Below are 12,873 nucleotides of genomic sequence, written 5' to 3'. Positions count from 1 at the left end.
GATATTACCTCAATAATCCGTCCCACGGTCCTTCTTGGCCATGATCTTCTTCTGAAGCTCAAGGAATCCCTGAAGCAGGGCTTCCGGCCTTGGTGGACATCCTGGAATAAAGACATCTATAGGGAACATTGTATCAATGTTCTGCACTGTACTGTAGGATTCATAGAAAGGACCACCGCTGATGGAGCAGTCACCCATGCATATGACCCACTTTGGTGCAGCCATCTGTTCCCACAGTTTCTGAATTGCAGGAAGATACTTCCTTGTCACGTATCCACTGATGATCATGACATCTGCAGCCCTTGGGGAGTTACGTGGGATGATACCGAACCTGTCCGTATCATAGTGTGCACAACCTGTAGCGATCATTTCCACACCACAGCATCCCATTGGCTGGGTCAGGAACCACAGAGAGTTCTTCCTACCCCAGTTAATAACATCCTGAGCCTTTGTCTTTTTCAAGAACTCATTGATGGCCATGGAAGTTGTGGTGATAACACCAGGGATCTCCTCCACGAAGCCTTCCTGACTCTCGACTATTTCGTTATCGTTTAATTCATCCATTTAAGAGCACCCTTCTTCCATAAGTAGGCATATCCAAACAACAAAACGAAAATGAATATCAACATCTCAACGATCGCTGTTACCATATCGACACCATTGCCTATGTATACCATAGCCCATGGGTAAAGGAAAAGTACTTCGATATCGAACAAAACGAATGCGATCGCATAAAGATAATACTCAACATTGAATTGTATTCGCGCATCTCCTAACGGATCGGAACCACATTCATAGGTCGCATATTTATTAGGTGATTTGCTTCTGGGACTCAGCAACTTGACCATTGTCATCGTTGCAGGTGGCATCAGAAGCGAAACAACAAGAAACACAGCAACCGGAATGTAACTATTGATAATATTGCTACTATCGATTATTACTGACATGATGAATCACCTGATGATTACTAATCGTAGATATTACAATCGTAGATATTGTATTCTCTATATAACTATTTCCAAAAAAGAGTCATTCATGATAAAACATGACGATATATTTTCATAAAAACTAAACATATACAAGTAATTGACATAGTTCCCGCTACCCATACTGAACTTATAAAAGATCATATCCAAAAATGAACATCATATAGAATCGCAATGAGAGAGCTTAATGAAGATAAGATGGTAAATTGCAGGGATCACCATTTCTGAAAATCGAATGAAAAAAGAAGCTTAATATTATAGACACGTATAAACAAACGTACCATGAAAATGAACAAAAAAGAAATTGTATGGAGCGATCAATGACCTGCCCCGCACATCTTCAGACCATTTTTGGTGAGAAGTACTTCTTTATCATGGCACCACATTTAGAGCAGGAGATAACAAGCCACTCACCAACGTGCTCAGACTCATACTCATCAAAGATGGATGCGCCACAACGTGGGCAGACATAATGCTCCTTGAAGTAATAATGATAGAACTGAGGAGTCTTTTCCAGCCAGTCAAGAACATCGTGCATCCGCTCAAAATAACGCTGTTTTGAAGGCATCTTGCTGTCATGAAGTGCATCTTCAGTACGCTCTGTGACATCCTTTGTATATTTGTGCGACTTTGAAGTGATCTTTTTGTAATCACTTACATAGCGGGTCGTACTGTCCAGATAGTGCAGATATCCTTCATGAGCCTTTGGTTTTGAGGTATCACGCACTGTTTTCAGGAAATACTCACCCATTACATCTTCCATGATATCAGCACATGCAGTACAGATATTATAGCCCTCATATATCTTGTAGTCCTGGTCTTCCCCGCAGATCTCGCATTTTTCCATATAGTATCCCCCTGTGATATTCACATTAGAGCAGGACAGGCTTCATTGCTTCCCTTGTAAACATGATCGGGAAGATATTCAGAACACCAAGCAGGTCGCCGGCACGGACCTTTCCGGTCTCCTGTCCGAAAGCATATACGTACTTAATAGTGCGTGGCTTTTCAACAAGACAGTTTCCTTCTTTGGAAGAGACCTTCAGGACAGAAGCCACTGCATGGTAGGTAAAAGCACACGGAATTGCAAGAGTGTCCGCATCCAGTGTGACCTCCTTAATAGCGATCTTCTTGTATTCGCCAGCACGGAGCTCTACATCCTCATCAGCAATCATCATCACCCACTTGGCACGGGTGGCGATCGTGAATTCATAGGGTGCGGCCTTGAACTTCTTTGAAACCAATTCACCGTCTTTACGAGCTACTACTTGTATAGTTTCCGTGGACATAAAATCACCATAATAGACTTTAGCATATTAGTATAAATAGATTGTCATTATTGTTAATGAACAATATAGAGTTGACACTCAAAGAAATTGAAGATATCTGAAACCCACATGAATAAAAGCATCCAAAAGGACTACAAAATAAATAGGTCACATCAGTATTAATAAATTACTTCATCAAAACATACAGGAACATGGCAATTACAAAAATACCAAAACTTAAAGCACATATATTAATTACTGAAACAAGGAGTTGAACAAAATCCTTTTGAGCATTGAAGGAGTTAAAAGGAGCAAAGCCGAGGGAGATCAATGAAAGTCAATGAGAACTGTGTTGGATGCGGCCAGTGTACTGCATTTTGTAAAAAGGATGCGATCATTGTCAAAAGTAAGGCACGCATCACGGACAAATGTGTGGAGTGCGGCATATGTGCGGCATACTGCCCCATGAAAGCTATAGAGGTAGGTGAATGAAGGCAATAGTGATAGGAGCCGGACTTGGCGGACTGTTGAGCGCGGCGAAATTATCAGGATCCGGATACGATGTAGAAATATTCGAACGTCTCCCCATGACAGGAGGGAGGTTCACCAATATCGAAGTAAAAGGATACCAGCTTACCACAGGTGCCCTGCATATGATACCACATGGACCCACTGGGCCGCTGGCGCAATTACTCGGGGAAGTGGGCGCGGATATTACCATTGAACGTGCTGAAGGAATGGCTTTCATGCGCATCTTCGAAGATGTAGGGGACACTATTTACAAAGACGTACCTTTTGCGAAGTTCGGAAAGGTCTTTTCAATCTGGAACAGGATCAAGCTGGCGATCCTGATGATCACAACCAGAAAGAATCCTCCTAAGGACTGCAACTTTGCAGAATGGCTTTCAAGACATCTCAACGAACCTCTGGCACACCAGATGGCAGATTCCTTCTGCGGCTGGGCCCTCAGCCTGACAGCAGAAGATGTTCCTGCAGAAGAGGTCTTTGAAATATTCGAGAACACTTACCGCTATGGCGGACCTGGTGTACCTATTGGCGGCTGCAAAGCTGTCACTGATGCCCTCGCAGATGTTGTCAGGAACAACGGAGGAGTTATCCATACGGAAAAAGAGGTCACAGAGATAATCGCAGAGAACGGAAAGGCCTCAGGCGTCATCGTGAATGGGAAGGAGCATACTGCAGACCTCATCATCAGTAACATCGGACATCATTACACAAGCGACCTTTGCAGAGGAATGGAAACCGACGCAGAATACCGGAAGTACCTTGACAGGGTCAAAGTTGTCAAACCATCTGCAGGGGTCAAGATCTGCCTTGCAGCAAATGAACCGCTTATCGGACACGGAGGTGTCCTGTTCACACCCTCGGCCAGACGTGTGAATGGCATCAACGAAGTGACCAACATCGACCCAAATCTTGCACCACAGGGCAAGCACCTTGTAATGGCACACCAGACTACTAAATGGGACAGGATACCTTACCTTGAGGATGAAATCGATCTGGGACTAAAGGACCTTGAAGAGATCTTCCCCGGCAAAGATTATGAAGTGCTACTGACACAATCGTACTATAACGGCTGGCCTGTCAACAGATCATCATCAGGATCGGACATCGGGAACACTACGCCTATCGAAGGTCTTTACGTGGTAGGGGATGGTGCAAAAGGCAAGGGCGGCATTGAAGTTGAAGGGATAGCCCTTGGTGTAAAGAACACCATGAACCTCATTCTGGAAAATTGAGTTACTGAAATATATTTTTTGATGGCGGACAATAGTTCGCCATCAAACCCTGACATTCCCGGAAAATATGTTTGCATAAGTGTTCATTATTTCTTCCCATCAACTGAAACTGAAGTTCCATTTTTTTCTTGCTTCATTTTGACCTTTGGAGTAATTTCTGAAACACAAATGTACCTTCGATTAAACTTATGTACTAATTCTTTCATTCATTCACCAATTATGCCCGAATTTGTGACCTTCTCACGCAATGTTTTCATCCCTGTCACGAACATTTGCAGGAACCGTTGCGGATATTGCACATTCAGGCGGGACCCTGACCATCCTGAAGCCCGCCTTATGAATATAGAGGAGATAATACCAATCCTGAAAAATGGAAAAGAAGCAGGATGTACTGAAGCACTTTTTGTTTTTGGAGAGTATGCCGAAGAGGTTCCCGAGTACAAAAAAGAGCTAAAAGAAATGGGATATGAAAGCACCATCGAATACGTAACTGACCTTTGTGAGATTGCTATAGAGATGGGACTGCTACCACATACCAATGCAGGAATACTTACCCGAAGTGAACTTGAGATGCTCAAACCCCTCAACGTAAGTATGGGCCTCATGCTGGAAACCACTGCTGACCTGAAAGCTCACAGTGAATCTCCTGGAAAAGCTCCTTCAAAGCGTATCGAGATGATACGCACTGCCGGTGAACTGCAGATACCTTTCACAACAGGCATACTGGTTGGTATCGGAGAGACCGAGGAGGACAGGAAGCACTCACTTCAGACTATTGCAGATATTCACAGGGAATTCGGACATATCCAGGAAGTTATCATCCAGAACTTCATGCCTAAGCCAGACACACCAATGGCTGATCGAATACCACCTACAAAGAATGAGATGGTCCGGGCAGTATCCCTTGCAAGAGAGATCCTGCCGGATGATGTCGCAGTCCAGGTCGCGCCAAATCTGATCGAACCCCGCATACTCATAGAGAACGGCGCCACGGACCTTGGAGGAGTCTCACCCACCACCATCGACTGGATCAATCCGGAAGCCGAATGGCCAAGTGTTGTCGAGCTTCAACAAATGACAGGAAGTATACCACTGGTCGAAAGGTTACCGATATACCCGCAGTACATTGAGAAAGGATGGTACAGCAAGAAACTTTCAGTTCTTATTACAGAACTTACCGATAAAAAAGGATTCAAGAGGAAACAGCCATGATCCCTGAAGATATTGTAGAAAGAGCATATAATGGCACTGCTACCAAAGAAGATGCTCTTGCCCTACTGGAAGTAAAGCCCTTTGAACTATATGCACTGGCAGACAAACTAAGATCTGAAGCCGTCGGGGACAATGTAACATATGTTGTCAACCGCAACATCAATTTTACTGACATATGTATCGGTACCTGCGGGTTCTGTGCATTCAAGGATAAAAAAGGATACCTCCTCACACAGGAACAGATAAAGGAAAAGATCGATGAAGCTGTTGCGGCAGGTGCTACTGAACTGTGTATTCAGGGAGGACTTATGAAGGACGTGAAGCTCGACCTCTACCTCAACATCCTCAAAGCTGTCAAAGAAGACTATCCTCACATTCACACACATTGTTTCTCACCAATGGAAGTTTACCATGCTGCCACTTCCAGCGGCCTGACTATTGAAGAGACACTTGATGAGCTAAAAAAGAACGGATTGAACACCATGCCTGGTACCGCTGCGGAGATACTGGTCGATCGGGTGCGTGAAATTGTCTGCCCCGGAAAGATCACAAGGCAGCAGTGGATAGATGTTGTAACAGCTGCACACAATGCAGGAATAAAAACAACTGCAACGATGATGTACGGACATGTTGAAACATGGGAAGAGCGCATCGAACACATATTAACTATCAGAGACATCCAGAAAAAGACCGGAGGGATCACTGAGTTCGTTCCGCTTCCGTTCATGCCCTACAATAATATAATAGGCGACAGGATGCTTAAAGAAGGCAAGTTCATGACCACAGGAACAGAGGATCTGAAGGTCTATTCACTTGCACGCATTTTACTGAACAAACATGTGGATAACATACAGGTCAGCTGGGTAAAGCTTGGTAAGAAGCTTGCACAAGTTGCACTGTTATGCGGCGGGAACGATCTTGGAGGCACACTTATGGAAGAGAGCATCTCCAGATCCGCAGGAGCTTCCAATGGAGAAGTGATCTCAGTCGAAGAGCTGGAATGGATCATCAGGGGTGCAGGAAGGATACCTGTCCAGAGAGATACATTTTACAGGAGCTTATAAGATGACCATTCCGGGAGATATCGTTGACCGTGCCTACAAAGGAACTGCAACAAAAGAAGATGCTTTTGCACTTCTGGATGTGAACCCTTTCGAGCTTTACACACTGGCAGACGATCTCCGCAAGGAAGCTGTAGGGGATACAGTGACATATGTCACCAACAGGAACATCTACATCACCAACATGTGCAAGGGAAGTTGCGGTTTCTGCGCTTTCCGGGAAGGGGAAGGTTACATCCTGACTATTGAAGAGATACTCGCCCAGGTAGGTGAGGCAGAAAAGGCCGGTGCTGTAGAGATCTGCATCCAGGGCGGCTACCTCCCACAACTGGATCTTGAATTCTATAATGAGATCGTCAGGAGCATCAAGACCAATTACCCGAATATGACAATACACGGATTCTCACCAATGGAGATCCATTATGCATCATCCCTATCAGGAACGCCTCTTGAGGAAGCTTTTTCAGAACTGAAGAAGAACGGCCTCGGTACACTTACCGGTACATCAGCAGAGATACTTTCAGACCGCGTCCGCAAGATCATCTGTGAGGATAAGATCACAACAGGCCAATGGGTAGAGACCATCAAAGCCTCACACAAGACGGGGCTGCGAACCAATGCCACCATAATGTACGGGCATGTGGAAACTTGGGAAGAACGTTTCGACCACATACTTACAATACGCGATATCCAGAAAGAGACCGGAGCTTTCACCGAACTGATAACAATGCCTTTCATGCCATACAATAACCGTATCGGAGAAGAGATGCTGCGTTCAGGGAAGTTCATGACAACAGGAACCGAAGACCTTCAGCTGATAGCTATTGCGAGAGTCCTTCTCAACAAACATATTGACAACCTTCAGGCATGCTGGGTAAAACTTGGCAAGAAACTTGCTCAGGTGGCTTTGTCATGTGGAGCCAACGATATGGGCGGAACCCTTATGGAAGACCAGATCACACTTGCTTCCGGCGGTTCCAACGGTGAGTACCTGCCACCTGAAGAGCTGGAATGGACAATAAGGAGTGCAGGCCGAATACCAATGCGAAGGAATGCATTATACGAGGAAATGTGATATGCGGGCAGTGATCCCATACAAGAAAGAGAATGCCAAATCAAGGCTAGCCCCGGTACTTTCAAAAGAGGAGCGAGAGGACTTTGTCGAGCTCATGCTGAGGGATGTGGTAGACTCATTGCTCTGTGCAGGGATTACGAAGATAGACATACTCACCACTTCAAGTGAAGGAGTTCCTGATGACCTCGATGTCAATGTTGTTGTGACCGAACCCGGCCTTAATGTATCCATCAATGCATATCTCCAGACTGTTGATGAGCCAACCATGATAATCATGGCGGACCTGCCCCTTGTGAAAAGCAGCCATATCAAGAGGATAATATCATTCCCTGAAGACGTTGTGATCGTTCCCGGAAAAGGCGGAGGTACGAACATACTGTTCCTGAGCCAGCCAAAAGAGTTCACTGTCAGGTACCATGACTGCAGCTTTTTAAGCCATTGCGATATCACAAAAGATCTCGGAAAAAGCATCCACGTCTTCGATTCATTGCTCGCAAGCACCGATATCGATGAGCCTCATGACATTGTAGAGCTACTCATATACGGGGAAGGGCTTTCAAAACAATATGCAGAAAAAAGATTTTGTACAGAGACCGGAAAAGGACGTGTGAAAATCTCAGCGAACTCAAAGCTTTCCGGTTTCATCTGATACCCACTGCAGATAATTTTCTTCACCACTTATCCCCCATGAGATTATGCATGGAAGATCATAGCTGTGAAGGGATTTTACCATCTCTTTTAATTCCACAAACTTCTCAGAGGTCGTTTTCAGAATAAGTACAACCTCATTATCCTCCACCACTTCATTATCCCACCAGTAGATGGAATTTATAGGATGGATGTTGGCACATGCGGCAAGGCGACATGAGACTAGCTCTTTCCCGATCATCCGGGCCTCATCAAGACTCCCTGTAGTAATGTAGACCATGATATGATGCATATTAAATGGTATTTGCAGGAAACATATTTAGACATTTCAGCCCATCGTCATGTGACACACGTAGGGCATGAGAACTTATGAGAACATACAAAAGCAGTCTCATTAGGCTAAAATACTAATATATGTTAACAGACTTATCCGAAAAAGACAGTTTTTTATTCAATTTTTGCTCTCAGGAAATAATTACATATAAATGTTGTCACCCGGGAAATATCAACTCACGAAACCTATATTATTATCAAAGTAATAATGGTACATCACATCTGACTATCGGTGATAATGAATGAGCATCATTGTAAATAAATATAAATGTGGGTACTGCGGTGCATGTGTGGGCGTTTGTCCAACAGGAGCATTAGAGCTCATCGAAACATGGATAGAAGTAGACAATAAATGTACCGGATGTGGCATCTGCCAGAAAATATGTCCACTGGGAGCTATAGAGGTGGACAGATGAAAAACGAGTATGATGTTATTGTCGTCGGTGCCGGGCCTGCCGGATCCATTGCAGCCAAAACGGCTGCAAAGGAGGGACTCGATGTACTCCTGATAGAAAAAAGGCAGGAGATCGGAGATCCGATTAGATGTGCTGAAGGAGTGGGAAAATATAACCTAAAACAGCACATAGAACCCGATCTAAGATGGATTTGTGCTGATGTGAAAGGTTCACGTATCTTTTCACCTGACGGGACAATGGTCGAAATGGCAGAGGAGATCGCCGGTGGAGAGGTCGGATATGTACTCGAGAGAAAGGTATTCGACAGGGCACTTGCAAATGAAAGTGCTATTGCCGGAGCAGAAGTAATGGTAAAGACCAGAGCTACGGACCTTATAATTGAAAAAGGCAATGTCTGCGGCATCAAGCTCATGCATATGGGTGAAGAGCATGAGATCCGTTCAAAGATAGTAATCGGTGCAGACGGAATGGAATCCAAGGTCGGGCGCTGGGCAGGTATAAATACCGCAGTAAAACCTGCAGACATGGAAACATGTGCACAATACCTGGTAGCAAATGCAAATATAGACCAGGAATTCTGTTATTTCTACCTCGGAAATGAGATTGCACCTGCAGGATACATCTGGCTTTTCCCAAAGGGTGGAAACAAGGCAAACTTAGGAATAGGCATACTCGGAAGCGAATCCGGAGAACAAAGGGCAATTGATCTTCTGGACGACTTCATGAAAAAGAACATGCCTGAAGCCAGGATCATAGAGATGGTGGTCGGAGGAGTGCCGGTATCAGGTACTATCGACAGGACCATAGCCAACGGCCTTATGCTGGTCGGAGATGCTGCACGTCAGTCAGACCCGATCACCGGCGGTGGCATAATCAATGCAATGGATGCAGGAAAGATTGCCGGAGAGGTTGCTGTAAAAGCAGTAAGGAAAGGAGATTATTCCACCGCGACCCTTCAGGAATATGAAGACCTCTGGAGAAGCACTATCGGAAAGGAGATCAATAGCAGCCTTATTGTCAAGGAGACATTTGTCAAATTCACAGATGACGATCTGAACTCACTGGCAAAGTCACTCCAGAACGTGAACTTCACAAGTATGAGCCTCATGGACCTCTTGCTCGCCCTGTTCAAAGCGAACAAGAAACTTCTCTGGAACCTCAGGGGACTCTTTAAGGATATTCTCAAGAACGATATCGATTTCAAATACAGGTCAGAATAAGCTGACATTCACTCCGTCCCTTAAAGGGATGGAGTCACACCTCTTTTTTCAGATTTATCAAGATACATGGTCAGCTAGTGATCATGCGTTCGTTTATTTTTTCCAGAACTCGGGAGTAAGCATAACTATAACAGTGAAAACTTCAAGCCTTCCAATCCACATATTGGCAATAAGTACAAGTTTTCCAATAACAGGAACAGTACTGAAGTTCGCCATCGGCCCCACTGTATTGAAACCCGGACCGATGTTCCCAAGAGTTGCGATCGATGCCGTGACAGAACTTGTAAGGTCCATTCCAAATATGGAAAGGACAGCTGAACTTATCAAAAAGATAAGGAAATAGATCACAACAAAAGATATGATCGCATGCATAATGTCACTCGGAACGCTTTTTCCGTTGAATTTGATCGGCCTTACAGCTTTAGGATGAACAGCTTTGAACAGCTCATTCCTTGCATATTTCAGTAAAATGAGGAGACGTACTACTTTGATACCGCCCCCGGTAGAACCGGCACATCCTCCAATGAACATCACAACCAGTAATACCACCTTTCCGGCATCTGTCCAGAGGTTGAAGTCGGTTGTTGCAAAACCGGTAGTAGTCAATATAGAGACAACCTGGAAAACAGCATACCTGAAAGATGCGGAGAGGAGATCAAAAGTATCCCTCCAGAGAATCAATGTAAGAATAACCGTTGCAAGGCTCACTATCACGAAATAGAACTTGAACTCATCATCCCTCAGTAAACTTTTCTTATCAGAATAAAGGGTCTTATAGTGCAACGCGAAGTTCGCACCGGAGATGAACATGAAAAGAGTGATAATACCTTCAATTAAAGGGCTGTCAAAAGCAGCAACACTGTCCGCATAAGGTGAAAAACCACCACATGCCATTGTAGTAAAAGTATGTGTACAGGCATCGTAGAAGGACATTCCGGCAATGAGCAGAAGAAGAAGTTCCACTACAGAAATGGACACATAGACTGCCCAGAGGATCTTTGCGGTCTCCCGGATCCTTGGCCTCAACTGATCCTCCTTGGGACCCGGTGCCTCAGCACGGAACATCTGGCGGCCTGCAACCCCAAGCTTAGGGAGAATTGCAATGAACAACATGATAATTCCCATTCCACCCAACCACTGGGTCATGCTTCGCCAGAACAGGAGACTCTTTGAATGAGACTCAATGTCAACAAAGACAGTTGCCCCTGTTGTTGTAAAACCTGACATTGATTCGAACAATGCGTTTAGAGGGGTTACACCGTCGAACATGTATGGAATAGAACCAAAAAGTGCCGCAGCAAACCATCCAAAAGCAACTATGGCAAAACCTTCACGTTTTTCCCATTCCCTGTCATCTGTTGAATACCGGAATGAGAGTGCAGAACCAACGATCGTGGTCAGGGAAAAAGCTATCGAAAAAGGATAAGGCGATTCGCCATAATAGAGTGCAACTCCCAGAGGTAACAGCATCATCGGGCCGAGATATCGAAGAAGTAAGCCCATTACACTGAATACGACACCATATCTCATGAAAACACGCCTTCCTTAGATCATTTGAACAATCTTTCAACGGCCTGATGCGCAGAGGGCAATGAGAATATGAGCACACGGTCGCCTTCCTTGATAATGTAGTTCCCACGTGGAACGAATGTTTCCCCTTTATGGACTACCATACTAACAAGTGCACCTTCAGGGAATTTAACGTTCTTCAGTGGTTTTCCAACGACCTTTGACTTGCTTGATGCGATATATTCGATGATCTCGGCCTTTTCACCCTCGATCATTGTCAGAGCCTCGATACCCGTACCCATTGTAAGTTTCAGTACCTCATTGATGGTAGCTTCCTTCGGGCTCACAGCACGATCCACGCCCACAAGCTCGAACAGAGGGACATAATCAAGATGATCTGAACGTACTACCACCTTCTTTGCACCAAGCTGCTTGGCAAGCAGAGCACATAAAAGGTTCTTCTCATCACTATCCGTCACAGCAATAACAACATCCATATCCTGCACACCTTCCTCCTTAAGGAGGGTGATGTCCGTACCATTGCCTTTCAGTACAAGTACCTTTGGAAGCGCCTCCGCAATGATCTCACAACGGCCAAGGTCCTTTTCGATTATCTTGATAGAAGCATGGCTCTTTTCAATAAGCTTTGCAAGATAGAAACCAACTGTCCCACCGCCAATGATCAGAATTCTGCTTACAGCCTCCTCATGACCTGCAAAGAGATTTCCGACATTGGCCATGGCATCGGATTTGCCGATGACGACAACGTGGTCATCACCATGTATGACATCATCACCATGAGGGATGATGATATCCGATTGCCTGTAAATGGCACTCACTATACAGCAGTCAGAAAGTTCAAGGTCCTTCATGTTCTTGTCTACCAGATCGCTGTCCTCAGACACAACGAATTCCATCATCTTGATCTTCCCACCTGCAAATGCTTCTGCATCAATAGCCGATGGAATGGAAAGGATCTCAGCGACCTCGGAAGCAAGCGAGAGTTCTGGACAGATCATGACATCAATGCCTATCTGAGTACGGGTTGCAACCGGCCTGTCAATATAATCAGGGTTCGTTACCCTTGCCATTGTCTTGAACGGTTTGTAAGAAGGGGCCATTAGTTTGGCTGCTGTGCATGAGACTATATTGACCTCATCCGAACCAGTCACAGCAACGAGCAGATCAGCATCGCTTAGCACCTTTCCCAATATCGATACATTGGCACCATTTCCATGAATGACCTGCACATCCAGCTCATCTGCACGTGCACATGCAGCCTCATCTTTATCAATAACAATTACATCGTTATTGAGATAAAGGGAACTTGCTATATGATAGCCGACCTCACCGGCTCCGACGATTATGATTTTCATAAAGATCAC

General features: G+C 44.9%; 15 protein-coding genes. 8 read left to right on the top strand and 7 right to left on the bottom strand.

Going from position 1 to position 12,873, the window contains the following annotated elements; all coding sequences use genetic code 11:
- Positions 1-9: 9 nt before the first annotated feature.
- The 4 genes from fpoB to ACR3I3_RS05090 all read right to left on the bottom strand — a co-directional run bounded on the left by fpoB (position 10) and on the right by ACR3I3_RS05090 (position 2,275).
- On the bottom strand, positions 10-564 hold the full coding sequence (fpoB, locus tag ACR3I3_RS05105) for a F(420)H(2) dehydrogenase subunit B (protein WP_440953477.1): 555 nt from the start codon (positions 562-564) through the stop codon (positions 10-12).
- Positions 552-947, bottom strand: a complete 396-nt coding sequence (gene fpoA, locus ACR3I3_RS05100; RefSeq protein WP_048205845.1) for a F420H2 dehydrogenase subunit FpoA — start codon at positions 945-947, stop codon at positions 552-554. The genes fpoB and fpoA overlap by 13 nt, the downstream gene beginning before the upstream one ends.
- Positions 948-1,326: 379 nt before the next feature.
- On the bottom strand, positions 1,327-1,833 hold the full coding sequence (locus tag ACR3I3_RS05095; protein ID WP_440953476.1) for a hypothetical protein: 507 nt from the start codon (positions 1,831-1,833) through the stop codon (positions 1,327-1,329).
- A gap of 25 nt (positions 1,834-1,858) precedes the next feature.
- Complete coding sequence (locus ACR3I3_RS05090; RefSeq protein WP_440953475.1) at positions 1,859-2,275, bottom strand: DUF22 domain-containing protein; 417 nt, start codon at positions 2,273-2,275, stop codon at positions 1,859-1,861.
- A gap of 309 nt (positions 2,276-2,584) precedes the next feature.
- Between ACR3I3_RS05090 and ACR3I3_RS05085 the strand changes: the two genes are divergently transcribed.
- From ACR3I3_RS05085 to cofC, 6 genes are all read left to right on the top strand, one after another.
- Positions 2,585-2,746, top strand: a complete 162-nt coding sequence (locus ACR3I3_RS05085; RefSeq protein ID WP_048205848.1) for a DUF362 domain-containing protein — start codon at positions 2,585-2,587, stop codon at positions 2,744-2,746.
- Positions 2,743-4,014, top strand: a complete 1,272-nt coding sequence (locus tag ACR3I3_RS05080) for a phytoene desaturase family protein (protein ID WP_440953474.1) — start codon at positions 2,743-2,745, stop codon at positions 4,012-4,014. Before ACR3I3_RS05085 ends, ACR3I3_RS05080 begins: the two co-directional genes overlap by 4 nt.
- 219 nt (positions 4,015-4,233) lie before the next feature.
- The gene (cofG, locus tag ACR3I3_RS05075) at positions 4,234-5,226 is read left to right on the top strand and encodes a 7,8-didemethyl-8-hydroxy-5-deazariboflavin synthase subunit CofG (protein ID WP_440953473.1); all 993 of its coding nucleotides are present in this window, start codon (positions 4,234-4,236) and stop codon (positions 5,224-5,226) included.
- Positions 5,223-6,290 (top strand): 5-amino-6-(D-ribitylamino)uracil--L-tyrosine 4-hydroxyphenyl transferase CofH, encoded by a 1,068-nt coding sequence (gene cofH, locus ACR3I3_RS05070; RefSeq protein WP_440953472.1) that lies wholly within the window; start codon positions 5,223-5,225, stop codon positions 6,288-6,290. The genes cofG and cofH (ACR3I3_RS05070) overlap by 4 nt, the downstream gene beginning before the upstream one ends.
- A 1-nt stretch (position 6,291) precedes the next feature.
- Positions 6,292-7,362 carry a 5-amino-6-(D-ribitylamino)uracil--L-tyrosine 4-hydroxyphenyl transferase CofH gene (gene cofH, locus ACR3I3_RS05065; protein ID WP_440953471.1) on the top strand — a complete coding sequence of 357 codons (1,071 nt, stop codon included), beginning with the start codon at positions 6,292-6,294 and terminating at the stop codon, positions 7,360-7,362.
- A gap of 1 nt (position 7,363) precedes the next feature.
- Positions 7,364-8,011 (top strand): 2-phospho-L-lactate guanylyltransferase, encoded by a 648-nt coding sequence (gene cofC / locus ACR3I3_RS05060; RefSeq protein ID WP_440953470.1) that lies wholly within the window; start codon positions 7,364-7,366, stop codon positions 8,009-8,011.
- Here the strand turns inward: cofC and cutA are convergent.
- A complete protein-coding gene (gene cutA / locus ACR3I3_RS05055; protein WP_440953469.1) occupies positions 7,988-8,290 on the bottom strand; it encodes a divalent-cation tolerance protein CutA in 303 nt (100 codons plus the stop codon). The two genes, cofC and cutA, sit on opposite strands and share 24 nt — an antisense overlap.
- A gap of 295 nt (positions 8,291-8,585) precedes the next feature.
- Here cutA and ACR3I3_RS05050 point away from each other — a divergent pair, with 295 nt between their 5' ends.
- Together ACR3I3_RS05050 and ACR3I3_RS05045 are read left to right on the top strand one after the other, a co-directional pair.
- Positions 8,586-8,759 (top strand): 4Fe-4S binding protein, encoded by a 174-nt coding sequence (locus ACR3I3_RS05050; protein ID WP_048205855.1) that lies wholly within the window; start codon positions 8,586-8,588, stop codon positions 8,757-8,759.
- Positions 8,756-9,979, top strand: coding sequence for an NAD(P)/FAD-dependent oxidoreductase (locus tag ACR3I3_RS05045; RefSeq protein WP_440953468.1), 1,224 nt, complete (start codon positions 8,756-8,758; stop codon positions 9,977-9,979). The genes ACR3I3_RS05050 and ACR3I3_RS05045 overlap by 4 nt, the downstream gene beginning before the upstream one ends.
- Positions 9,980-10,072: 93 nt before the next feature.
- On the opposite strand, the gene ACR3I3_RS05040 is transcribed toward ACR3I3_RS05045, so the two are convergent.
- Together ACR3I3_RS05040 and trkA are read right to left on the bottom strand one after the other, a co-directional pair.
- Positions 10,073-11,509, bottom strand: coding sequence for a TrkH family potassium uptake protein (locus ACR3I3_RS05040; RefSeq protein WP_440953467.1), 1,437 nt, complete (start codon positions 11,507-11,509; stop codon positions 10,073-10,075).
- Positions 11,510-11,529: 20 nt separating this feature from the next.
- Positions 11,530-12,864: a Trk system potassium transporter TrkA gene (gene trkA, locus ACR3I3_RS05035; protein ID WP_440953466.1), complete on the bottom strand. Its 1,335-nt coding sequence runs from the start codon at positions 12,862-12,864 to the stop codon at positions 11,530-11,532.
- Between the last annotated feature and the right edge of the window lie 9 nt (positions 12,865-12,873).

Source organism: Methanococcoides mangrovi (assembly GCF_052057775.1).
GTDB lineage: Archaea > Halobacteriota > Methanosarcinia > Methanosarcinales > Methanosarcinaceae > Methanococcoides.
The sequence above is the reverse complement of the archived record's forward strand: the minus strand, read 5'-3'. Positions and strand labels throughout refer to the sequence as shown.

Bases quoted from the DNA above. Each gene is read 5' to 3' on its own strand.
- fpoB (WP_440953477.1), bottom strand. From the start codon at position 564: ATGGATGAATTAAACGATAACGAAATAGTCGAGAGTCAGGAAGGCTTC.
- fpoA (WP_048205845.1), bottom strand. From the start codon at position 947: ATGTCAGTAATAATCGATAGTAGCAATATTATCAATAGTTACATTCCG.
- ACR3I3_RS05095 (WP_440953476.1), bottom strand. From the start codon at position 1,833: ATGGAAAAATGCGAGATCTGCGGGGAAGACCAGGACTACAAGATATAT.
- ACR3I3_RS05090 (WP_440953475.1), bottom strand. From the start codon at position 2,275: ATGTCCACGGAAACTATACAAGTAGTAGCTCGTAAAGACGGTGAATTG.
- ACR3I3_RS05085 (WP_048205848.1), top strand. From the start codon at position 2,585: ATGAAAGTCAATGAGAACTGTGTTGGATGCGGCCAGTGTACTGCATTT.
- ACR3I3_RS05080 (WP_440953474.1), top strand. From the start codon at position 2,743: ATGAAGGCAATAGTGATAGGAGCCGGACTTGGCGGACTGTTGAGCGCG.
- cofG (WP_440953473.1), top strand. From the start codon at position 4,234: ATGCCCGAATTTGTGACCTTCTCACGCAATGTTTTCATCCCTGTCACG.
- cofH (WP_440953472.1), top strand. From the start codon at position 5,223: ATGATCCCTGAAGATATTGTAGAAAGAGCATATAATGGCACTGCTACC.
- cofH (WP_440953471.1), top strand. From the start codon at position 6,292: ATGACCATTCCGGGAGATATCGTTGACCGTGCCTACAAAGGAACTGCA.
- cofC (WP_440953470.1), top strand. From the start codon at position 7,364: ATGCGGGCAGTGATCCCATACAAGAAAGAGAATGCCAAATCAAGGCTA.
- cutA (WP_440953469.1), bottom strand. From the start codon at position 8,290: ATGGTCTACATTACTACAGGGAGTCTTGATGAGGCCCGGATGATCGGG.
- ACR3I3_RS05050 (WP_048205855.1), top strand. From the start codon at position 8,586: ATGAGCATCATTGTAAATAAATATAAATGTGGGTACTGCGGTGCATGT.
- ACR3I3_RS05045 (WP_440953468.1), top strand. From the start codon at position 8,756: ATGAAAAACGAGTATGATGTTATTGTCGTCGGTGCCGGGCCTGCCGGA.
- ACR3I3_RS05040 (WP_440953467.1), bottom strand. From the start codon at position 11,509: ATGAGATATGGTGTCGTATTCAGTGTAATGGGCTTACTTCTTCGATAT.
- trkA (WP_440953466.1), bottom strand. From the start codon at position 12,864: ATGAAAATCATAATCGTCGGAGCCGGTGAGGTCGGCTATCATATAGCA.